Below are 23,446 nucleotides of genomic sequence, written 5' to 3'. Positions count from 1 at the left end.
TATAGTAGACTTCTTTCGAAACTCTACAGTCTCAGTGAATTGCTTCGTCGATACGGTGCTCGAATCCTCATGAGACTTTCGTGTACACACTTTGGTTCTTCACTCGCTACAGCGAGTTTCGAAAGAGGTCTAGTGCATAAAACCGGATGAAATAAGCCGATGAATTTAAATAGATATCTACCAATGGCAACGTTAACTTGACGAAATCTTTGCAATAAACAATCAAAAAAGAGTTGAATAAATAAACTCATTGTCCTAACATAGAACTATAGACAGTATGCATTGTTCAGCCAATAACCTGATTTTGGAGGCCAGATTGAGAGTGTGGTGAGCAAGCTTAGCTTTGACTAAGAAGCCTAAAACACTTCAGAGGAATCCACGTAAGAAATAGGACTGTACTCGATCTTGCTGTCTACCTATTCCCAAAAAGAGCATAGAGTCTATGCTCTTTTTCTTTATATGTTGACTAATTACCATCAGGATTGCGTTTGGTCCCATACATCAGACGAGCCAAGTTGAGTTAATGGTATTAACCAATGCCTTTGTCGCCGAAGTCGCTCTGAACCTGGTGGGCAAGGATTCAGCTTACATTTTAAACTGAGTCATTATCTATACAGCAACTGAACTAGTCTTGAATGCAGCTTAATCCATCAATTGTTCAATGATTTTTTGCAAGCTATGTGCATTATCGTAATGAATAATTAATGAACCTTTGCCTGCCTTTCCTGGTTTTAATTTTACTTGGGTTTGTAGTCTCTGTGCCAAGGTATTTACTTTTTCTTGATGCAAGGGAGCTGGGACTTCACGTGGGTGCTCTTCAGTCTTCCCCTCTTTAACTCGCTCGACTAATTTTTCTGTTTCTCGCACTGATAAATTTTTAGCAATAATTAATAGGGCTACTTGGCTTTGTTGTTCTTCATCTAACATCAATAAAGCGCGTGCATGTCCCATGTCTAAATCGCCGTGCTCCAATAATTTTTTTACGGAAGGGGCCAATGAAAGCAAACGCAAAAAATTGCTCACCGCCGTTCGCGATTTGCATAAAAGGTCGGCTACTTGTTGATGGGTTAGAGCAAACTCAGTCGTGAGCCTATGCATAGCTCGGGCTTGATCCATTGCATTTAGATCTTCGCGTTGTAAATTTTCAACCAAGGCCATGGCCATGGCTGTTTCGTCATCAACTTGTTTTAAGATAACTGGGACTTCGGTAAGACCGGCAATCTGACTTGCACGCCAGCGTCTTTCTCCAGCAATAATTTCATAGCCGCCATTGGTTAGTGCACGAACAAGTAAGGGTTGCAGTAACCCTTGCTTTTTAATGGATTCTGCCAATTCATTTAATGGGGCTTCTTCCATCTCACCGCGTGGTTGATATTTACCTGGTTGTAAGCAATCAACAGCCAGTTTAAGATGTTCTGTTTGAGGCTTTTCTTGTAGTAACGTGCTGCCAGATTGACTTAATAAGGCGGATAAATTACGTCCTAAACCATTGCGTTTTACTGTCATTTATTCCCCCAAATTAGCTGACAACAGTTTGTTTACTGATAAGTTCTGAGGCTAGCACCATATAAGCGGCAGCTCCGGGTGATGTTCTGTCGTAGTGTAATGCTGGTAATCCATGGCTTGGTGCTTCTGCTAATCTTACGTTACGCGGTATTACCGTTCGGTACACCTTAGCCGGAAAATGTTCTAATAGTTGTTTGGATACATCGGCACATAACCGGTTACGAGCATCGTACATGGTACGCAAGACACCTTCTATATTTAATCTTGGATTAACTGAGGATTTAACTTGCTCTATAGTTGATAGCAGGGCAGCCAATCCTTCAAGAGCGTAGTATTCACATTGCATAGGGATTAATACTGAGTCAGCTGCAACAAAAGCATTAATCGTTAACGTATTTAACGCCGGAGGGCAATCAATCAAGATAAAATCATAGTTATTTTGTATCGGTTGCAAGGCTTTATATAAAAACGTTTCTCTATGATTTCTTTCCATCAAACTGACCTCAGCAACGGTCAAATCACTATTGCCAGGAATTAAATCGTAGCCACAAGTGGTGGTAAGACAAACTTGCTCGGCAAGACAATCATGTAGTAATACATCATTAGTGGTATGCACCAGTTGATTTTTATCAACGCCACTACCCATAGTTGCATTGCCCTGAGGATCTAAATCAATCAATAGTACCTGTTGTTTGTTTGCAGCCAGCGAGGCGGCTAAATTAATGGCCGTAGTGGTTTTTCCCACTCCCCCTTTTTGATTGGCAATGGCTATGACTTTCGCCATAATTATTCCTTAGTTGAGTTATCAATCAAGACACAGCAGCGTTCTCCTTCAACACTGTCAACCGTATAGTTTATTACGCGAAACGGTTGATGGATGAGTGCTAATTCAGCTTCAGGATAACGACCTTTCATCGCTAACCATTGCCCCCCTTGGGCAATTAGGTGTTGTGTCCAATGAATCATTTGTTCAAGGCTACTGAACGCTCGGCTTATTACTGTATCAAAACCTTCATCTGGGTGGTAGTTTTCGACTCGAAATTGTACAATTTCAAGGTTTTTCAAGTCAAGTTGTCGTTTTACCTCATTGAGAAAGCGCGTTTTTTTGCCATTGCTGTCGAGTAGAACAAATTGAATTTCTGGCTTGGCTATAGCTAAGGGAATGCCTGGTAATCCCGCCCCAGTTCCTACATCTAGAATTTTATTCCCCTTTATCCAGGGTAAAATAGCTAAACTGTCCAGTATGTGTTTGCTCACCATGGAATCCAGATCGCGCACTGCGGTGAGATTATAAGCCGCATTCCATTTGTTCAATAGGAGTAAGTAGTTGAAGAGTGGCTCGCAAAGCGAACTCAAACCAAACTGTTTTAGTCCTTCTTCTAGGTGTAATTTAACTTGTAGCATGGCTTACTCTTCTCCACGTCGAGCGGTTTCTCCGAGGGCGCTGAATGAGAGCAAGCGGATATTTTTTAACTCATTATTCATGCGTGAAGCCGATTTTTTTTCAAGTGAACTAGCAATAAAGACAGTGCCGCAGGGGTTACTCCTGAAATACGGCCAGCTTGCGCTAAGGTAGTAGGCCTGATCTTCGCTAATTTTTGTATCACTTCGCTGGATAGACCGGTGACTTGATGATAATCCACGGTGTCAGGCAATACTGTATTTTCGTATTTACGCAATTTTTCGATGTCTTGCTGTTGTCGCTCAATATAACCGGCGTATTTGTTTTGAATTTCTACTTGTTCCATTACATCTAGCGGTAATTCTGGTAAATTTAAGTCTTCCAGCATTAATAGGTGTTGATAATTGATTTCAGGGCGCTTTAAAAATTCAGAGGCGCGATTATCGTGGAGCATCGGACTGGTTAGCGTTTCTTTAAACACTTCATTATGAGTAACACGAACCCAGGTACTATGTAAAAGGGATTGTGCTTTTTCAATAGACTCGCGTTTTTCTGAGAATATTTGCCAACGCTTATCCCCCACTAAGCCTAACTCCCTACCTTTAGGTGTCAAGCGCAGATCTGCATTGTCTTCTCGTAATAGCAGACGGTATTCAGCGCGAGATGTGAACATTCTATAGGGTTCTTGAGTACCGCGGGTTATCAAATCATCGATGAGTACACCAATGTATGCTTCATCCCTACGTGGGCACCATAGATCTTTTTCCTGAACTTGTAAGGCTGCGTTCATTCCGGCAATAATGCCTTGTGCTGCAGCCTCTTCATAACCTGTTGTGCCATTGATTTGTCCGGCAAAGAACAAATTGGCTATGGCCTTAGTTTGCAAGAACGTGGTTAGTCCTCGAGGGTCAAAATAATCATATTCTATGGCATAACCAGGTCGTGTAATATGTGCCTGCTCAAAACCTTTAATAGTGCGTACAAATTGTACTTGGACATCAAACGGTAGACTGGTAGAAATACCATTAGGGTAGATTTCTTCGGTAGTTAATCCCTCAGGTTCAACAAAAATTTGATGCGATAATTTATCAGCAAAACGAACTACTTTATCCTCAATAGACGGACAATAACGTGGTCCCACCCCTTCGATTACTCCCGCATACATAGGGGATTGGTGCAGATTTTTACGAATAATGTCGTGAGTTGCTTCCGTGGTATGGGTAATATGGCAAGGGATTTGTTGTGGGTGATCATTGATTGATCCCAAGTAAGAAAATACAGGCAAAGGAGTGTCGCCTGGCTGTTCCGTCATTTGGCTGAAATCCAAACTACGTCTATCTATACGTGGAGGGGTCCCTGTTTTTAAACGACCAACCGGTAAGTCTAAATCACGTAAGCTGTTTGCTAAGGCAATGGATGGTGGATCACCTGCTCGCCCCCCGGAAAACTGATTCATGCCCACATGGATTTTACCACCTAAAAAAGTACCTACAGTAAGTACTACTGCTTTAGCTCTTAGAGTGAATCCCATTTGGGTTATTACACCAGTAACTCGCCCTTGCTCAATTAATAAATCATCAACAGCTTGTTGAAAAATATCTAGATTAGTCTGAGACTGTAATTGTGCTCTTATTGCTTGTCTATAAAGCACTCTGTCCGCTTGGGCTCGGGTAGCGCGAACGGCGGGGCCTTTTGATGCGTTAAGTATACGAAACTGAATTCCTGCCTGATCCGCGGCTTTCGCCATAGCACCATCTAAGGCATCTATTTCCTTTACCAAATGGCCTTTGCCAATACCACCGATTGCTGGATTGCACGACATTTGTCCAAGCAAGTCTACATTATGTGTGAGTAATAAGGTGCTTACGCCCATACGAGCTGCAGCGAGAGCGGCTTCAGTTCCAGCATGTCCGCCACCTACGACAATTACATCATATAACTTTTCAAGATTCATGTCTGATCACTAATTGAGCCAGAACGTACGCAAAAAAGAGCTATTTTTTGTTTTGCCTAAGTTCTGTGTTGTAACAAAAACAATCATTATACACTTTTTTAGAGGGATTTGTTATGCGAGGTGCAAATTTCTCGTCATCGACGGTTATTAACGCTACTGGCTAATCCTGAGGAGCTCCTGAGTGTGGCTGAATGCGCTTTGCAGGAGCGCCTTCGCGGTGCTCTGGATGACAGTTAAGGCAACAAATTGTCTGACTTAAATAAGAAAAGGGAAAGAGGTCTATTGGACATATATAGATGATTTTTCGAGTGGAGTTATGGTGACAATAATCGTCGGGCAATTAGTTGCCCGACCTATGTTGGTATCACTCTCTGAACAATATTTTATTGCGGTTGACTCTTATACTCGTCAGATTCATCAAATAAGAATGAGATGCTCAGATCCTCCTCATTTTGCTCCTCTATTTTTTCTGCTTGCGGCAATTGCGCCTCAGGCTGTTTCGTAGAGGAAGAGAAGAATGTTTGCGACTTTGCCGCTTTAGGATCCCAATGTTCAGGATCTTTACAGAACACCTCAAACTCCTGCTCATTAAACTCACCCAGCTTTTCTTTTTCAGGCTTAAACGCCGCATTAATAATGAAATGTGATGCAAGAGTTAAAGCGAGAACAGCACCTAATATGCCAAATCCTGCCCCGATCGGTAAAAAAACAAAACTGGCAAAAATTACAGCAGGAAGCAACGCTTCAAACAAAATGGAACGGATTAAATGCATGGTTTGTAAAACGACCATTTGCTCTTGATAACTGGTTTCTGCTTTTAGCTTTTTGATTTCAAGGAAAAGTAAACGTTTTTCATTGTCATCAAGCGGCGGATCATTTTTTAAGAATAAAGCTATTTTATTCGCACAATCTTCCTGTACCTCGCTTGCTGACTGTTTTGCCTTATAGATTTCTATACCACCTCTTACTGCATTGTAAATGACTGTAAGGGCAAAACAAAGCACTGCTCCTGTCACAACGAGCGCTAATGCTGCAGGACCTGCAATAGGAAGGAATGGAGTAGTTAACAAAGCAAAGGCTAACATTAAACCTGCGGCATATGTTATGTTATTGATTAAACTTATTTTTTGGTAGTCCCAATCTTTTTTGCATTGTGTTTGTGCTTTTTCTAAAGCGAGCAATTGAATTTTATACTCAATGAGCATTCTGTCGTAATCTTCTTGTGATTGAGTATCCTCTTTAGGCTTATTGATTTGCTCCTTCAATTTTTTAATATTAGTCTCATAATCTAACATTTCTTTATTGTGGCGCGTTTTTTGTTCTTCAAAATCCCATACAGCCATACTGATGTCAAAAACTAAAAGTACCAAAGTGAGGAGATCTCCCCAAGTTCCCAATACCCCTTTTCCAGTAAGCCAGAAAAAACAGACCATATTCGCTGTAGCCCATAAGGAATCATTAAGTAAAGTGAATTTCCTTTGGTCCCATTGAGTCAGGAATCGTTCTGTCCAGGGAGTCTTTTTCTCTTCTTTACTCATCCATGGACCACTAATGGTATGCTTGAGTAGGAGGCTTAAATTTAAAGCAAAACGGAAATAGTATAAGATCCAACTCATGTAGCCGGTATATGGATCGGGAGTTCTTATTGCTTGTTTGGCTTGTTCTACGTTGAAAATATCTGCAGGCATTAAATCCAGCGTGGTTTTTAATAGTGACGATCCCCAAACCCAATACAATCTTTTTTCATTAACTGCCCCCATTACTTCCTTGATTGTTTTAGTTTTACGATCTGCCCAGTCGACCATCATTCCTGCAAACCATTGTCCCCAAGAAAGACCTAGATATTGAACAGGATAGCCGTCTGTAGCATAGCCATGATCTGGAGCGAGCTTCATTTTTCTTGCTTTACGCTCTTCTTCATATTGGATGGCATCAATTAATTGGCAGCAATTTTTAATATGAGCGTTGTATGTTGTTACATTCTCTGTTTTTTGATGCTGTAATTCATGTCGCTTTTGCGTCATTAACAGTAATAAGGCAACTTGTAGATCACGTAATACTTGCTTTTTTTTCTCTGCAGTCATGAAAGGTAACATGGCTTGCTCTGTATCTTCTAAAATTGAGATGTAGTGATTAAGGGGGGTGAGAAAGTCGGCACCTCTATTCGTTTTAAGAAACTCTTTAACTTTCTTGTTATAGCTCTGCTTATCTTTCTTACCGTTAGAAACGGTTTTAAAATAGGACTGAAGAATTAAGCTGCTGGTTGCCATAACATCACCTCTGTATTTAGGAGTTTTTGGTGACTCACTGTCGATTGACGAAAAAGGTTATTTGTTAACACCATTGGCTTAGGTGTTACATGATTCCACCACACTATTGGTGTTGTAGGATCCTTTTTTATCAGTCACTCATTTCTAATTATGATACTAAAAAAACAAAATATGTACTTTTTTATAACATAGCACCTATTTTGCATACTACTTATTTGGAAAACAAGCGAAATGCTTGGAGATTTACATTATTGATACTAAAATTTGCACAAATTTTGGATATCTACGAGAGTTTTTACGTTTCAGTGAATTATATGAGGCATGATTAAAACCACGTTCAATACTGAATGATTAGGTTGTTTTGTTACATATTTACAATAATGATTTAGAGCATCCCAAATTATAACCATACTTAGTATGATAATAAAATGATTTAACATGTTTTAATAATGAATGGATGTTTTTTCAAATGGTTACAGAAAAAAATATCATAGTTCTACAGCTGTCACATCTCTTCTCGCATAGATGTCGTCGAAGCGTTTAATATCATCCTCCCCTAAATAGGTTCCGCTTTGTACTTCTATAACATAGAGTGGTTGATTTCCGGGGTTGCTTAAACGATGGCGTGTATTTTGTGGGATGTAGGTTGATTGATTGACAGCGAGGCGAAAGTTTTTGTTGTCATTAATGACTTCTGCTTCACCACCTACAACAACCCAATGTTCTGCACGATGTTGATGCATTTGCAGAGATAATTTCGCTCCTGGTTTAATCATAAGACGTTTTACTTTAAATGCCGGACCTTCAGCTAATATTTCATAATAACCCCAGGGGCGTGATACACGTTGGTGATCTTGAGTTAATTGATGATGGTCTTTGCGTACTGAATTAACCAGTTCTTTAACTTGTTGTGAGTAACGCTTATCGGCCACGAGTATGGCATCGTTAGTAGCAACAATAATTTGGTCCTGAATACCTACGGTGGTCACTAAAATATCTTCACTATTGATCAGACAATTGTAGCTGTCTTTCGCTATTACTTTACCGGTAATTGTATTGCCATGTTCATCTTGTTGATTGGCGTCAGCAACGGCGGTCCAACAGCCTAAGTCGCTCCATTGCATGGATACAGGAATAACCACTGCTTTATCCGTTTGCTCCATGATGGCATAGTCAATAGACAGTTCTTGGCATTGGGAAAAATACTCTAAATCAAGGCGTAAGAAATCATGGTGGTGTTGGCTTAAAACCAAGGCTTGTTCGCTAAATTGATGGATATTGGCGTTAAACTTCTGTAATTCATCAAGATAAGTTCCTGCCGTGCAAACAAACATACCGCTGTTCCAGAAATAATTACCTTGCTCTATAAATTCTGCAGCTGTTGTGGCATCGGGCTTTTCTCTAAAGCTGATTACTGCACGTACCTTTTCAGTTAAATTGAATCCTGACTCTATGTAGCCATATCCTGTTTTAGGGCTGTCTGGTGTAATTCCAAAAGTTACTATAGCCTTATGTTCTACGGCAAATTGCCCACCAACGAGCATGGCTTCTTTCCACGCATCATCATCAGCTATCCAATGGTCTGATGGTAAGACCAGCATCACTGCATCTTTACCCACAGTGCGGACTAAGTGATGAGCGGCACAAGCAATTGCAGGGGCGGTATTTCGTGCGCAGGGTTCTAATAAATAAGTCGTTGGGATATTAAAATTTTGTAACTGTTCCTGGCAAAGAAAATAATGGGCATCATTACTGACAATCAGCATTTGATTGCTGTTCAGGCTGAGTGCTCTTTGCATTGTTTGTTGTAGCAAAGATAATTCACCGTTTAAGGCCAAGAATTGTTTGGGAAAATTTTGGCGCGATAATGGCCATAAACGAGTACCGGAACCACCGGCAAGAATTACTGGATAAAGATTAGTCGTCATGACATCCCAAGTTGTGGCATAATTGCTTGGCATTTTAACAGGATTATTCATAAGCAAGCAATGCTCAAAATTATTACCCATGGAAAATGGAGCCGAGTTTGTAAGTCGGGCAACCAATAGCCCAATTTTGCAAGGCGTGATGAGCGGTCTTGAGTCGAGTTATTTGTAGCGCGATCTGCTTATCGTTGTGACGCAGGAGGACTTAATCATTTTTCCAGGTTCTAGAGCATTATTTGATGAGAGACTATTGAGGCGAGATAAAATGAAAAAAGCGGTAGTATTATTTTCCGGAGGGTTAGATTCAACCACTTGTTTGGCCCTTGCTAAATCTCAAGGCTTCCATTGCTATGGCTTGAGCTTTTCTTATGGACAAAGACACTCTGCTGAATTGCTTGCCGCAGCAAGAATTGCTCAGCATATGGGGATAGAGCACAAAATAATCAAGCTTGATGTAAATTTGTTTGGTGGTTCTGCGTTGACTGATACAACGATTGAAGTTCCTAATTATCAGGAAAGTGAAGCGATTCCTGTTACCTATGTGCCTGCACGCAATACCATTTTTTTATCTATGGCTTTAGGTTTGGCCGAATCTATAAATGCGAGAGATATTTTTATAGGAGTCAGTTCAATAGATTACTCGCACTATCCTGACTGTAGACCTGAGTTTATTCAGGCATTCCAAACCTTGGCTAATTTAGCAACTAAAGCCGGAGTAGAAGGCGATCGTTTTTCTATCCATGCTCCTTTACAACATTTGAGTAAAGCCAAAACCATAGAGTTAGGCAATAAATTAGGCGTTAACTACAGTTTAACTGTTTCCTGTTATCAGGCGAATGATGCGGGAGAGGCCTGTGGTCAATGTGACAGTTGTACTTTTCGACGGCAAGGGTTTGCTGCGGCGCATGTTAATGATCCAACGATATATCAGAAAGCATAGCCGTCTTTTTGTCTAGGAGCTGCCGCCATGTGGGATTTATTAACGCAATGGTATAATGAAAATAGAGTCTTAGTAGGGCTGTTTTTGCTTATATCAATTGGTATTGGGCTTCTCATTACGGGAGCCTGTTTTTTCTTTCCTTCTCTTTTAGTGAATCTTGCTTCCTTAACTTTTTGGGGGATGACGCCATTGGCTTTTTTACCAATGATACAATTGCCCTTGGCGTTGCTTGTTTTAGGAGCAATTACAACAACTGCTGCTTTTGCTGTGGGTATCGGAGGTTCTTTGATAGTAAATCAATTAGTCTCTATGGGGGGGCATCTATGGAGTCTATTTGCTAAAGAAACGACAACACCAAAAGAGCAGCCCATGAATGAAAGTTATTCTTATCTTCAGACTCATTTAAGAACTACTTCAGATTATGTGGAGGAGGTGTTTGATGAGGATTATGAAGAGATAAGCTCCAGTAACTCTTGTGAGCAGGAGGAGTTACGCAGTAGCTCGACTTATTCTCATTCCTCTCCCTCCTCTTCTTTGCGCTCAGGTGTTGATGATGAGCACAGCACATTTATTAGTTTTCCTCGTTGCGGAACTATTTAACGAATAGACTTCTTGGCAATCGCGACTATTAGTTCTTTAATCAAGTGTTCCACTCATCATTATCGATGGGTCTATTTTGTTCAGTTCGTTGTATTTTTTTCCTTGCGTGGATTTAAATAGGGTCGTCAAGAGGGGGGCGATGTTTAAAAATAAATGGTCGATGTTCTGAATTAGGCTATTTTGTCACATTTATAATAGAAAGTTCGTTTTTTGTACAAAAAAGGCTTGTTTTTTGTAATATTTTTTACAAATAACTCGATGACTTTACTCTTTTGTTACAACATATTGCGCATTTTTGATTCACATCTTGCAATGGCGTTGCTACAATGCGCCTCGATTTATAACCTTGGAGTAAAACAATGACAGCTAAAGACTTTTTTACAGGTTTTTTCTATTTACCTGCAAGAGCGTTTAGTACTATTACGGATTTAGTACTTGGTTCTTACAAGCGTAAAGATGATGGTAGTATTAAAGAGGCTTCTAAGGAAGCATCAAATACTAATCCTGGTTTACTAGGTTTTGTTTTTGAATCTGTGATGTATATTGCACGAGGCATTTCTAATTTCATATACAACCATCAAACAGCTATTGCTGCTGCATTCTGGGCTTCTTTAGTTCTTTCTGGCGCCGCTGCTCTAACTGTATTCTTATGGCCTGCTGCTTTAACTGCTGTCGCTACTTTCAGCATCTATGGTTTGTCAATCGCTGCTATCGTTGGCACTGAAGCTGCTGCTCAAATTGGCGCTATCGCTGCTCTTACTTTCGCTGTCACTAGCGTTGCTACTTATGCTATTGCTGCTGTTGTTAATACTATTAACTGGATCAAAAGCTGTTGCACTAAAACTAACCCAGACGAAAATAAAGGAAAGCAGTTTGATCTTGGGAACGAAGAAACAAAAGAAAACGAAGACACAAAAGAAAACGAAGCAACAAATAGTTCTGCTAAAAAAATGGCAGAAAAACTTGGAACTCCAACTCCATTTACTCAAGTTCAAAAAGAAGAGAAAAAGGATGACACCGCTCCAGTAACAGGAGTTAAAATGTTCGGAAAACCAAAAGGTGAGCAAGTTGTTGAGCAGACAGTTGAGCAGACAGTTGAACAAATGTCTAAGCCAGTAATGGTGTAATGCAATTACTATAATTGCTACGGCAACAATAAAAAACGCGGCTTAGGTCGCGTTTTTTATTGTTCACCCCAGCGTTTTACCAAACCACTATCTATATCAAATAAATCTAAAACTCTTCCAACGGTCTCATTAATTAAATCATCGATGTTTTGTGGCTTATTATAAAAAGCGGGTACTGGCGGATAAATAATGCCCCCCATTTGGCTAATAGCAACCATATTATTTAAATGTCCTAAATGCAAAGGAGCTTCCCTAGGAAGAAGGACTAGTTTTCGGCGCTCTTTCAAAACGACATCTGCGGCTCGTGTCAGTAAGGTACTACTAATTCCATGAGCTATTTCGCCCAAAGTTTTCATAGAGCAAGGAGCTATAATCATACCCATGGTTTTGAATGAGCCACTGGCAATACTAGCAGTAATGTCCATACACGGGTGATAGACGCTAGCCAAAGTTTTAAGCTGTGCTGCACTATAATCGGTTTCATGAGCTCTTGTTAATTGTCCTGCCTTACTAACAACCAAGTGGGTTTCAATATTTAATTGTTGTAGAACCTCAAGCAATCTTATTCCGTAGATAATTCCGGAAGAGCCACTGATACCTACAATAAGACGTGGATTTGGGGTCATGGAGTATCACATATAACGAAAAGTTAAGTTGATATTAGCAAATTATGGGTAATAACAAAAATTTACTTGGATAATTAAGTCAATTGTAGGTTGTTGGAGCAAGGCCTAACCTATCGCATCGAGCATTTTATCACTAGTCGAGACACTGGCCGTTGCTTTCTATGAGGGGCGCTTTGCGTTATAATTATTCATTTTCTCCTCGAGGTATTCTATATTCATGACAACAGAACGAAAAATGCTGGTGACCAGCGCGCTTCCTTACGCTAATGGTCATTTACATCTTGGGCATTTGGTAGAGCATATTCAAACGGATATTTGGGTACGCACTCATAAAATGTTGGGTATTCAATGCATTAGTGTCTGTGGTGATGATGCTCATGGAACTCCCATCATGCTTAAGGCCGAGCAGTTGGGTATTACTCCTGAAGCATTAACGGCTGAAATTAAATTAAGTCATGAACGTGATTTTGCTGCTTTTGCCATCAATTATGATTGCTATCATACTACTCACTCGCCAGAAAATCAGGCTCTAGCTTCAGCGATTTATGAGCAACTGCAGGCTGGTGGTAATATTATAAAAAAAACAATACGCCAAGCGTTTGATCCTGTAAAACAAATGTTCTTGCCCGATCGCTATGTCAAAGGTACCTGCCCTAAGTGTGGAGCTGTAGATCAGTATGGTGATAATTGTGAGGTTTGCGGCGCAACTTATTCGCCTACCGACCTTATTGATGCGGTATCTGCAATTTCTGGGGCTAAACCAATAGAAAAAGATTCAGAGCACTATTTCTTTGATTTACCTCGTTATGAACAGTTATTAAAAGAGTGGACTAGCCATGGCCATTTACAAATAGAGGTAGCGAATAAACTGAGTGAGTGGTTCGAGGCAGGCTTAAAACAATGGGATATTTCTCGGGATGCGCCTTATTTTGGTTTCCCTATTCCAGGAACAACAGATAAATTCTTCTATGTGTGGTTGGATGCTCCTATAGGCTATATGGCCAGCTTTAAAAAGTATTGTGATGAACAAGGCGTTTCTTTTGACGAGTTTTGGAACAAAGATTCCAAGACGGAGTTGTATCATTTTGTTGGTAAGGATATTGTTTATTTTCATGCCTTGTTTTGGCCGGCAATGCTTGCTGCTAGTGGCCATAGAATGCCAACCGCAGTATATACCCATGGTTTTTTAACCATTGACGGGCAAAAAATGTCTAAGTCCCGTGGTACTTTTCTTGAAGCACGCACCTATTTGAATCACTTAAATCCTGAGTATTTACGCTACTATTTTGCTGCCAAATTAAATGGCCGTGTCGATGATTTAGATTTAAATTTTGATGACTTTACGAATAGGGTTAATGCGGATCTCGTTGGCAAAGTGGTTAATATAGCGAGCAGATGTGCAGGATTCATTAATAAGCGTTTTGCTAATCGTTTGAGTAGCTCTTTAAGTGAGCCGCAGCTATATGCTGACTTAGTTAACGTTCGAGGGGCAATAATTGAAGCTTTGGTTGGGCGAGATTATGCACGCGCCATTCGTCAAATTATGGATTGTGCTGATAAAGTCAACCAGTACATAGATGCGAATAAACCTTGGGTTCTAGCTAAACAAGAGGAGCGCTTATCTGAGGTACATGCCATTTGTACTATGGGAATCAATCTGTTTCGTATTTTAATTACTTATTTGAAACCAGTACTGCCTATTATGGCCAAAGCTGCTGAAGGGTTCTTAAATTGTGAACCTTTATCATGGAACTCTATAGATACGCCTTTATTGAATCATGAAATTCATGATTTTCAACCTTTAATGGTTAGGGTTGAGAAAGAGAAAATTGAGGCCATGTTTGCACAAAACAAGGAGTCGGTAGCGACTGCTAATGCAAGCGCAAATAAGCCACAATCTGAAGAGCCTACTATTAGTATTGATGATTTTGCCAAAGTTGATTTACGTATTGCCAAAATTGTTGCTGCTGAACCTGTAGAAGGAGCCGATAAATTATTACGTTTACGTCTTGATTTAGGTGACAGCCAAAAACAAGTTTTTGCGGGAATTAAAAGTGCTTATGCCCCAGAAAATTTGATAGGACGATTGACTGTAATGGTAGCCAATTTAGCTCCACGAACTATGCGTTTTGGTGTTTCTGAAGGAATGGTATTAGCGGCTGGCGACGGGAAGGGAATTTATTTACTACAACCTGATGCAGGAGCACTGCCTGGCATGAAGGTGAAATAATGGCTTCTGTTAAAGAAATAGACGCACTTTTGCCGCAAACACAGTGCGGCGAATGTGGTTACTCGGGTTGTTTGCCTTATGCTGAAGCTTTGGCTCAAGGGAGCGCTTCTATTAATAAATGTCCTCCAGGAGGCGTTGCTACACTTCAATCTTTAGCCACGTTGTTGCATCTTGATGCAACGCCGTATATGCAAGAAGTTAAAGAAAAGACTCGCTCGCCTTCAGTAGCCATTATTCGTGAAGCAGAGTGTATCGGCTGTACTAAGTGCATTAAAGCCTGTCCAGTCGATGCAATTATTGGTAGTGGTAAGTTAATGCATGCCGTTATTGCTCATGAATGTACGGGCTGTGGTTTATGTGTTGCTCCTTGTCCGGTGGATTGTATTGACATGGTGTCTTTGCCGGCAGAGGAATATGATCGTGATTTAGCGCGGCAACGATTTAATGCCAAGCAAACGAGAGCTTTACGGGATGAGCATGAAAAGCAACAAAATTACCGTGAAAAACGGCAATTGGTTGAGCAAGAAGCAGATCGAGTTCAGGATATCCAAGCTAAGCAAGACTATATACAACAAGCTCTTGCTCGGGTAAAGGCTAAGAAGACATGATGAATAAGACGCAACGACATGAAGTTTTTGCCCGTTTTCGTCAGGAAAATCCTCATCCAACAACGGAACTACATTACAACTCACCTTTTGAATTGCTTATTGCCGTAATCCTATCGGCTCAAGCTACTGATGTGAGTGTGAATAAGGCGACGGAAAAATTATTTTTAGTAGCCAATACCCCTCAAGCCTTTGTCGATTTAGGGGTGGAGCAATTAAAAGAATATATTAAATCTATAGGCCTATATAATAGCAAAGCGCAGAACATCATTAAAACCTGTGATTTATTGATAACGAAGTATAAAGGACAAGTGCCTAATAGCCGTGAATCTTTAGAGTCTTTGCCCGGAGTTGGTCGTAAAACAGCCAATGTAGTGTTGAATACAGCATTTGGCCAACCAACAATGGCTGTGGATACTCATATTTTCAGAGTAGCTAATAGGATTGGCTTGGCTAAGGGTAAGACGCCTTTAGCCGTAGAGTTAGAATTATTAAAAAATATAGAGCCAGAATTTTTGCAAGATGCTCATCATTGGTTAATTCTTCATGGCCGTTATGTGTGTACCGCGCGCAAGCCGCATTGCAGTACTTGTCTGATAAACGATTTATGTCAATTTAAAGATAAAAATTTGACTTGATAACTTAAACTCTTCTTCATTCTCTTCTTACTTCAGTCGACTTTGGCCATTTTCAGGAAATTATTTTTATACTAATTAGCGGCAAAAGCCGGTATCCATATGCTGTTGAAAGACTGATGGGGGCCGACTTTCGTCGGCAATTCGGAAAAGGCCAAAGTCGGCTGCCTCAGTAAGTTTAAAAATAGTCTAGTTTGGATGATAAGCACTCTGTTTAAAAGACTAGTATTTCTTTTTCTTTACTCATACAATGAAATTTATACTGCCGCTAAGGAGAGCAATATGGGCTGGTGGAGTTCAGTCGTAGATGGCGCTAAATTTGTATATCAAGGATTGGGGACTTTAGCTAATGGGGCAACTAGCAGTGCTAAATGGCTTTGGAATAATACCTCAGTAAAAAAAGCTGGTGTGGCGGTATTTAAGTATGGATTTAATACTTTTTTCGAGGGCATAGACCAAATTAAGGCGTTACAAAAAGCCATCCCGACCTTGGTTAATAATGAAAGTGCTCGACAAATTGTAAATGAAGTTGCTCACTTGGTGACTTATGATGTGTTACCAATGGTAACACTTAATGCAATTAATAATGGGGTGCAGAATTATTTTCGTGAAGGATATCCCGATGATGCACCTTGGCTGGCTCCTTATACGCTTTTTTTATCTAGCTTGACATTAGTTAACTATGGAGTAACGGCATATACTTGGCGGCAAGGAAGCCAAGCGTCTGTTCGCATGCTTGCTTTAGCTGTCTATGGTCCTCCTGCCTTTAATTCTAATAAGGAAATAGCACTTACATCTAATTCCAATAAGGAATCAATACCTACACCTTCCTCTGATGAAGGTATAGGGGAGCAGTTAAACGGGATAGCACGAGAGCCAATAATATTAGCTGCAAATGACGGACTCGCTTGGGGCGTTAGTTTCATACCCGGTATTGGTCCCAAGGCAGCCTTGTTCATAAGAGTTCTTAGTAATGGCCGTTATATAACTCGACTAGTCACTCCAGAGCGCCCTGAAAATGACAAAGCAATGAAGCAAGAATCCGTATTGGCTTTAGGTTTAAGTTATGAGCTCTCTTGTGTCTTGATGGACTTGTTGTTTGAGCACACGGTTGGCTTACCTCCATTTTTATACCATAGAATTTTAAAGCAAGTATTGCTTCTGTTGCACGTCAATACTGCAGCGCATATGAATATACCTTCGGTCAAACCTGAGGACGCGACAATTTGGCCAGATCCTTTAAATACTTATGAATGGATATGTCGTTTTATCTCGAATGTTATTTTTGCTGGATTGATAAAAAGAATACCCATTGATTTTAAACGCCCTAAAGATGTTCCACCGTTAATTCCGCTGTCTTCGGCACTACAATTCATGACAGCGGCATTAAGGAGTGATCTAAAGAAAGAGGATTCAAGTCCTGTCACTGAGCCAGTTGTTCCATTGGTTGCTAGTCGTGATTTGGTTGTGCTGCCAACCAAATCTCAAGCGTTAACGGTGCAACCTAAGGAGCCGTGGAAATTGCCCTCATCTCTTCAGCGATTTGAAGGGGTAGTCAATGACCCAATTGGCACGCTTAAGTTTTTGGCATTACCGCCGATGTTTCGTAGTGTTGATGGTTTGATTAACGATGATATCATTTTTCGTCATTGGTCTGCTTTACGGGAAGGGTGGATTGGCGCCATTGATGCTATGAAAACCTATGGCAAAAGTAATGCTGCTGCCACATTGGCATGGGCTCCCAAAAGTGTTGCTGCGGTACTGTATTGGAAATTTGGCGTAGCTAAAGGCGTGACTCGCACTGTATTAATGTTAACCCAGGAAAAGGATTTTTGGGATTTGGCTAACGCATTGAAAGCTTGGTTTGAGCGCCATGATGTGAAATTTGAAGTAAAATTAGCAGATAGATCGCGGTTAGCATTATCAGGGGGGATAAAAAAAATCGAGCTGCCTTCGGTAATAAGTGATTCTTCACCAGTAGTTCCTGCAAAAACGCTAATATCTGAACGAAAACTTAAGCCAGTGATTTCCGCCAATGATTTGGTACCAACACGAAAGCAGTCTACCTCCTCTCCAATTAGTCCTCAGAGTTTGCTTACCACAAGAAAACGTGAAGGGGTCTCTAAAACTAGCGGAACCAAGCATGACGATGAACAAAGGACGGTTCCTACTTTGTCTATATCTAATCCTGAAAGTTTGTTTACAACGAGGAAACGCAGAGGGGGCTCTAAAATCAGCGAAGCGGCGCAGAATGATGAAGAAAAAACTGTATCTATGTATGATCCCGAAGATCTGCTGACGACGAGGCGAAGGGGACAGCGCGTTCAGGACAATGACACAAATTTTCATGATGTAACAGTAACGGAACATACTTTATAAAACATAAGTCAGCCGTTCTTTTCTGGCATCTTTGGTTTTATTCTCGGGATGGATTAGGCTGACTTGCCTTAATAAGAACAATAGTGCTATATTTGCGGCCCAATTAGAGCAATAGTGGCCTTGCTTCATCGCGGCTTTTGCCTGATTGCTACGCAGTAACCAATTCTAAGAGCCTCAATGAATTGCTTAGGATGTATTTAAAAATCAATACGAATAAGGGTTGTTGTCATTTTGTCTCACAGAAACAGTCACAAAAAAGGAAATGATAATGCTCCTTAGGACAAAACTCTTTAAGTTTGGCTCACTTGTTATACTACGGAACTTTGTCTAACATGATTCGCTGTTCATCCGCACAACAATCTTCTTGTTTTTTGTTTTTAATAGCGAGTATGGTTGCTTGTCTTATTTTATTAATTAATGTTTCTTTTAAAATCATTCTTCTTCAGGGAATTGTATTTGCTGCTAGTAGTTTAATTTGTCCCTTAATTGCGGGGTTTTATTTGGTGGTATTGCGAAATTGTTCTTTTAAAGAGCAGCGACACGTGCTTAATATCGCATTAATGACTCTTTATATGTTTTGTATCGGTGTGTACGTATTGGTAAATTTACCTGCCACTGAATACATGCATGATCATCCTGTCTATCAAATTATTTTTGAAGATATTCCTAAAAAATTTTTTGCAACGACTATTTCTTTTGCCTTAAGTTTTTATTTACCTCATTTGTTATTTTGTTCTAAAACTAATAATTTATTATCTTCACCAAAACAATGTATGCTTTGGGCTCTTTTAGGGGGCCTATGTTTTTTTTGTATGGATTTCTTTTTTTTATTTTCGGATCCCCATGCTCGCAGCTTTAAGCAAGTTTTTTGTGACTCACTAATAATTGCGTCTCTTTTTCTGCTCATTATTGGTGTGAGCTATTTATCTTTTTTGTTATTCGAACGAAAAAAAAATAGCGATTCGAGCTATTTTGAGGACTGTTCGACTTTCCCTCTTTATCACTATCTTGTTTGTTTGGCAGTATCGGTGATGTTGATGTGCATTGCCTGTGAGTACCGAATAGTCGCGTTTAATAAAGACAGCATTTTGACTGCTAGTTGCTTATTTTTTCCTATTACCATCATGATTAGTACCTTAATTAGTGAGTTATGGGGTTATCATGCCAGTTTAAAGCTAGCCTTAGTTTTAATAGGCGCTCAATTAATTTTTGATACTTTTTTGATGGGAATAGTTGCCTTACCTTCCCCTCCTTTTTTTAATTTGAATCCCTTCTACAATTATGTCTTACCGAGGCGACTCCCTGCTGCATCACTTTCTTTATTTGTTACTTTTATTAGCAATGCGATGCTGCTGCATTATTTAAAACATTCCCGGTGGAAAATGAATCGTTTGCTGCGTATTTTGATAGCGAACACCTGCGCCAACTCTTTGTTATGTCTTGTCGATTATAGTTTGCTATTTGGCGGTATTTATCCCTATGAGCAGATCATTAATTTGGTCATTAACGTTTGGCAATATAAATTATTGATGACTCTTGTTTCATTGCCTTTGTTGCTGTGGTTGTGTAAGCATTTGAAAAAGAATAATGCTCTAGTATTGCAGTTTCAGTAGTCATTCCTGAATGGTGTCAACTTAAAAAGTAGGTTGGCCATTTTGCTCCAACAACTTTCTCAAAAAGCTTAAGTTGACGCCATTAATCGTGAGCGATTACCAAATGGTTATCAATCCTTCTTCTGTGGTCTTTTCCAACCCAGAAGGGTTTTTTGTTTGGACTCTGTTAAGGTCAGCTCATCAGCAGGTGCATTTCTTCGTATGGTACTTCCCGCCCCAATAGTGGCGTTGGCGCCAACCGTTACCGGAGCAACTAATTGCGTATCGGAACCTATGAACGCCCCATCTTCGATAATGGTTTGATGCTTATTGACTCCATCATAATTACAGGTGATGGTGCCTGCGCCAATGTTCACCTGTTTACCTATAATCGCATCACCTAAATAGCTCAGATGGCTTGCTTTGCTTTCTTCGCCAAAAATCGCCTTTTTAGTTTCTACGAAGTTTCCTATTTTACAGTGTGAATCTAATTGTGTTCCTGCTCTTAAGCGAGCGAATGGGCCAATATGGCAATGATCAGCAATACGACAATCTTCTAGTACGCTATTAGCATAAATCTCACAATGGGCTCCCACGGTTACATCGGTTAAATGGCAATTAGGTCCTATAATACAACCGTCACCAAGAATAACCCGACCGGTAAAAGTACAATTGATGTCAATGAACACGTCGTGACCACAAGTTAATTCACCGCGAAGATCAAAGCGCTGGGCATCTGCAATCATAACCCCGCTTTCCAATAAGCTCTCTGCTTTTCTTTGTTGCCATATGCGCTCTAACTGTTGTAATTGCAATCGGTTATTAACTCCCTGAACCTCAACTGGATCGGTAACGGCCATAGTTGTGATTGGCGTTTTATTTTTAACCGCTAAGGCAATAATTTCGGTAAAATAATACTCCCCCTGGGCATTATTATTACTTAACTGTGGTAACCAGATTGCTAAATCAGCCGCTTTGGCGCAACAAATCCCTGTATAAATTTCTTTTATATTCTTTTCTTGCTCATTTGCATCTTTTTCTTCTACAATGGAACAAACTTTAGCTTGATTGTCTCTAATAATGCGTCCAAGACCATAGGGATTGTCTAAATGGGCAACCAGAAGTGCTAAAGTAGATTGATAGGAGTTTGCTGTACCGCATTCAATTAATGCCTGGATGGTTTTACGTTGAATAAGAGGAACATCAGCTGATAAAACCAAGACTAGTGATTCTGGCGGCACATGAGGTAAGGCTTGCATCACCGCATGACCTGTTCCAAGTTGTTCTGTCTGATGTACCCAGTTAACTGGTAAATCAGGGAGTGAATTCTTTATTTGTTCTCCTCCATGGCCATAAATAACATGTATTGCAGCGGGATTTAGTTGCTGTGCTGTTTCTACTACCCGTTCAAGCATGGGTTTTCCTGCTAGACGATGAAGGACTTTAGGGGTTTGGGAGTACATTCTTTTCCCTTGGCCTGCGGCTAAAATAATAATTTGTAAATTCATGAGATTTATGATTTCCTAAATTAATTACATAACAGGTGTTCAATTTAAACAGTCTGCACCATAGTTATGAATGATGTAAATACTGGATGTAATACTGACTATAATAAAAAAATTGCAGATAAAGGAGTAGAGCAATGACAATTTTTCTCACCGTACTAAAAAAATTAATTAAAGAGAAATTAACTACTACGTCAAAGAATTTAAAGTGGCAGGCACAATATCCTTTACTTTATACTCAAGCACTCTCTTTACAAAAGCAACACATTATCGACCTTTTAGAAATAGAAATTCAAGACTTTAAAGGGAGTGATGATGACGAAGCTGATGCCGTAGCCATTAAGAAGATAATAGGAGCTGCTCGAGTTAAAATTCAAGATAAACATGAACAACATCAAAAACCAAGAGATGAGGGAGATACTCTTGACATTTTAAGCAACCTAATCTTTCATATTGATGCTTTTTATACAAAGTTATCTACTTTTAATGATAAAATGAAAGCAGAAAATAGATTAATTTTAATTAATAAGTCCTGTAATTGTTTTGAGCCCGCAAGTATTATTTACTATCACTCTGCGTGTTATTTGGCGGAGGAGATTTTTAACCCATCTTCTACTCTTGATACAGTTATTCGAAACGCAAAAGAAGAGGCTGTACGTTCAAGAATTCAAGCCCTAAGTGAACGAATAAAGCCTGAAATGGAACTTGAAGAGCGTAAAGAGAAAGCGATGGAAGCATTAAAAGATCTTTCAACGGATAATCAGAATATTATTAACCCTAAATCAAAGGGGGGATTTAGTCTTCCTTTTTTTAGCTTCGGCGGTGTTGTATCAGTTAAGTTACCCTCCGAATGGTTTAATCCTAGCGAAGGTCGTTTTGGCCAAGAATTTAGTTTGGCAGTAAGTCTCGTTCAGGAATTATCAGAATACGATTTTAAGACAAAATTCAAGGGTGAGGTGGTGGAGCTAAAGGAGCAGGAAGATCCATCGCGAGTGACAATAAATATGTGACTATAACACGATAGGCTGGGTGACACTGAGTCCAGCCTATAACAACAAATAAATTTAATGCTGTAACTCACCACATAAATCAGTTTCCATCAGTTGTTTTATCTGGGTGATATCCAAGTTTTTACTCAATAAATACAAAAGCTTGCAATGAGCAGCTTCCGGAGTAATATCGTGGCCACTAATAAGACCGGCTTGTTTTAATGTATGCCCAGTAGCATATTGAGCCATTTCCACTCGGCCTTGTTGGCATTGAGTGCAATTAACGATGATTATTCCTCGGTCACAGGCCTCTTTTAAGAGCTTTAAAAAGCGAGGGTCATTATTTTGCGCATTGCCTGCTCCATAAGTTTCCAGGATGAGTCCACGTAAAGGCTGATTCAACATAAAATCCAATACATCGGACGCAAAGCCAGGGAACAACCTAAAGTTGGCAATAAAGTGTGGCATGATGGTTTGTAAATGAAAGGGTTTTTTTGAAGGTTGCAATAGCAGATGCTGATGTAATTTGATGTCTATACCTATAGAGGCAAGATGAGGATAATTAGGGGAGTCAAAGGCATTAAAGCATTGGGCGTTGATTTTCTGCGTTCTATTGCCGCGTAACAAGCGCTGATTGAAATAGATGCATACCTCGTTAATGGGTTGATGAGCACAGAGCCATAAAGAAGTAATAACGTTGTCTATCGCATCATTACGTACTTCAGATAAGGGAATTTGAGAACCAGTTACAATCACGGGTTTACTCAAATGCTCTAGCATAAAGGATAATGCTGAAGCGGTGTAGGCCATGGTGTCGGTACCGTGAAAGATAACGAATCCATCAAACTTATCGTACTCATGAGCAATATCATTGGCTATTCTATTCCATTCATTAACGGTCATATTGGAGGAATCAAGAAGTGGTTGATATTCCTTGATGATATATTCAGGCATATCCGGGTGCTTTAACGCTGGAATTTGTGCTAAAGTCGACTCTACATAACCCGATGCGGGTTCATATCCATGGGTTGTTTTCACACTACTGATAGTTCCACCAGTATTGATGATTAATATGCGTTTATTCATAAGTATTCAGGCATAAAATGTTTCCACTGATTATATAGTGCTTTGTGATGGATAGCGAAAAAATAAAAGCAAAAT

General features: G+C 39.9%; 18 protein-coding genes. 9 read left to right on the top strand and 9 right to left on the bottom strand.

The features are described from left to right. Positions 1–642 precede the first annotated feature (642 nt). The 6 genes from LFA_RS16675 to LFA_RS16650 form a co-directional block, all read right to left on the bottom strand. Positions 643–1,506: a ParB/RepB/Spo0J family partition protein gene (locus LFA_RS16675; RefSeq protein WP_045097168.1), complete on the bottom strand. Its 864-nt coding sequence runs from the start codon at positions 1,504–1,506 to the stop codon at positions 643–645. A 13-nt stretch (positions 1,507–1,519) separates the two neighbouring features. Further along, positions 1,520–2,290: a ParA family protein gene (locus LFA_RS16670; RefSeq protein ID WP_045097167.1), complete on the bottom strand. Its 771-nt coding sequence runs from the start codon at positions 2,288–2,290 to the stop codon at positions 1,520–1,522. A gap of 2 nt (positions 2,291–2,292) precedes the next feature. Beyond that, positions 2,293–2,910, bottom strand: a complete 618-nt coding sequence (gene rsmG, locus LFA_RS16665; protein ID WP_045097166.1) for a 16S rRNA (guanine(527)-N(7))-methyltransferase RsmG — start codon at positions 2,908–2,910, stop codon at positions 2,293–2,295. Positions 2,911–2,987: 77 nt separating this feature from the next. Further along, positions 2,988–4,862: a tRNA uridine-5-carboxymethylaminomethyl(34) synthesis enzyme MnmG gene (gene mnmG, locus LFA_RS16660; RefSeq protein ID WP_045097165.1), complete on the bottom strand. Its 1,875-nt coding sequence runs from the start codon at positions 4,860–4,862 to the stop codon at positions 2,988–2,990. A gap of 383 nt (positions 4,863–5,245) precedes the next feature. Further along, positions 5,246–7,132: a hypothetical protein gene (locus LFA_RS16655; RefSeq protein WP_045097164.1), complete on the bottom strand. Its 1,887-nt coding sequence runs from the start codon at positions 7,130–7,132 to the stop codon at positions 5,246–5,248. 488 nt (positions 7,133–7,620) lie between these two features. Continuing rightward, positions 7,621–9,060: a mannose-1-phosphate guanylyltransferase/mannose-6-phosphate isomerase gene (locus LFA_RS16650; RefSeq protein WP_045097715.1), complete on the bottom strand. Its 1,440-nt coding sequence runs from the start codon at positions 9,058–9,060 to the stop codon at positions 7,621–7,623. A 262-nt stretch (positions 9,061–9,322) separates the two neighbouring features. Between LFA_RS16650 and queC the strand changes: the two genes are divergently transcribed. The 3 genes from queC to LFA_RS16635 all read left to right on the top strand — a co-directional run bounded on the left by queC (position 9,323) and on the right by LFA_RS16635 (position 11,724). Further along, a complete protein-coding gene (gene queC, locus LFA_RS16645) occupies positions 9,323–9,997 on the top strand; it encodes a 7-cyano-7-deazaguanine synthase QueC (RefSeq protein ID WP_045097163.1) in 675 nt (224 codons plus the stop codon). Positions 9,998–10,024: 27 nt separating this feature from the next. Continuing rightward, a complete protein-coding gene (locus tag LFA_RS16640) occupies positions 10,025–10,597 on the top strand; it encodes a hypothetical protein (RefSeq protein ID WP_045097162.1) in 573 nt (190 codons plus the stop codon). 359 nt (positions 10,598–10,956) lie between these two features. Beyond that, a complete protein-coding gene (locus LFA_RS16635) occupies positions 10,957–11,724 on the top strand; it encodes a hypothetical protein (RefSeq protein WP_045097161.1) in 768 nt (255 codons plus the stop codon). Positions 11,725–11,780: 56 nt separating this feature from the next. Here LFA_RS16635 and LFA_RS16630 read toward each other — a convergent pair whose 3' ends face one another. Next, the gene (locus LFA_RS16630) at positions 11,781–12,350 is read right to left on the bottom strand and encodes a UbiX family flavin prenyltransferase (protein ID WP_045097160.1); all 570 of its coding nucleotides are present in this window, start codon (positions 12,348–12,350) and stop codon (positions 11,781–11,783) included. 217 nt (positions 12,351–12,567) lie between these two features. On the opposite strand from LFA_RS16630, the gene metG reads away from it, so the two are divergent. The 5 genes from metG to LFA_RS16605 all read left to right on the top strand — a co-directional run bounded on the left by metG (position 12,568) and on the right by LFA_RS16605 (position 19,812). Next, positions 12,568–14,580 (top strand): methionine--tRNA ligase, encoded by a 2,013-nt coding sequence (gene metG / locus LFA_RS16625; protein WP_045097159.1) that lies wholly within the window; start codon positions 12,568–12,570, stop codon positions 14,578–14,580. After that, positions 14,580–15,188 (top strand): RnfABCDGE type electron transport complex subunit B, encoded by a 609-nt coding sequence (locus LFA_RS16620; protein ID WP_045097158.1) that lies wholly within the window; start codon positions 14,580–14,582, stop codon positions 15,186–15,188. The genes metG and LFA_RS16620 overlap by 1 nt, the downstream gene beginning before the upstream one ends. Next, positions 15,188–15,823: an endonuclease III gene (gene nth, locus LFA_RS16615; RefSeq protein WP_045097714.1), complete on the top strand. Its 636-nt coding sequence runs from the start codon at positions 15,188–15,190 to the stop codon at positions 15,821–15,823. The genes LFA_RS16620 and nth overlap by 1 nt, the downstream gene beginning before the upstream one ends. 279 nt (positions 15,824–16,102) lie before the next feature. Then, positions 16,103–18,199: a hypothetical protein gene (locus LFA_RS19045; protein ID WP_052674024.1), complete on the top strand. Its 2,097-nt coding sequence runs from the start codon at positions 16,103–16,105 to the stop codon at positions 18,197–18,199. Between the two features lie 332 nt (positions 18,200–18,531). Continuing rightward, entirely contained in the window at positions 18,532–19,812 is a 1,281-nt protein-coding gene (locus LFA_RS16605) for a VUT family protein (protein ID WP_045097157.1), read from the top strand. Between the two features lie 110 nt (positions 19,813–19,922). Here the strand turns inward: LFA_RS16605 and glmU are convergent, their stop codons facing one another. Next, on the bottom strand, positions 19,923–21,299 hold the full coding sequence (glmU, locus tag LFA_RS16600) for a bifunctional UDP-N-acetylglucosamine diphosphorylase/glucosamine-1-phosphate N-acetyltransferase GlmU (protein ID WP_045097156.1): 1,377 nt from the start codon (positions 21,297–21,299) through the stop codon (positions 19,923–19,925). 134 nt (positions 21,300–21,433) lie between these two features. Here glmU and LFA_RS16595 point away from each other — a divergent pair, with 134 nt between their 5' ends. Next, on the top strand, positions 21,434–22,306 hold the full coding sequence (locus LFA_RS16595) for a hypothetical protein (RefSeq protein WP_052674023.1): 873 nt from the start codon (positions 21,434–21,436) through the stop codon (positions 22,304–22,306). Positions 22,307–22,360: 54 nt separating this feature from the next. On the opposite strand, the gene ansA is transcribed toward LFA_RS16595, so the two are convergent. Next, positions 22,361–23,371: an asparaginase gene (ansA, locus tag LFA_RS16590; RefSeq protein WP_045097155.1), complete on the bottom strand. Its 1,011-nt coding sequence runs from the start codon at positions 23,369–23,371 to the stop codon at positions 22,361–22,363. Positions 23,372–23,446: the final 75 nt, after the last annotated feature.

The sequence above is a fragment of the Legionella fallonii LLAP-10 genome, from assembly GCF_000953135.1.
Lineage (GTDB): Bacteria > Pseudomonadota > Gammaproteobacteria > Legionellales > Legionellaceae > Legionella > Legionella fallonii.
This window is presented reverse-complemented; position numbering and strand designations above follow the sequence as displayed.